General features: G+C 30.5%; 1 protein-coding gene. It reads right to left on the reverse strand.

The features are described 5' to 3' along the window. Window positions 1–259: hypothetical protein (locus Q4528_RS14550; protein WP_303522359.1), on the reverse strand; the 259-nt coding region annotated here is incomplete at both ends.

Below are 259 nucleotides of genomic sequence, written 5' to 3' on the forward strand. Positions count from 1 at the left end.
TCTCTTCACCACGTTTACAAGATTTCAGTTCTTCCATAACAATTTCGGGATTTTCTATCACATATTTTTGTAATACAGAAAGAGTATCTGCATCTTTTGCTTTAGTGCTTTTCCCTTCAAATTTTTTTGCTTGTTTTAACATTATCGCTTCACTTTGATTTTTAATTCCGGGTAATTGATTAATCTTTAAATACTCTGTAATCTTCTCTTCAATTTCTGCCTTCTTCTTTCTTAATTCTTTGGAACGTTTAGATAACAC

The sequence above is a fragment of the Staphylococcus pasteuri genome (genome assembly GCF_030547725.1).
Lineage (GTDB): Bacteria > Bacillota > Bacilli > Staphylococcales > Staphylococcaceae > Staphylococcus > Staphylococcus pasteuri.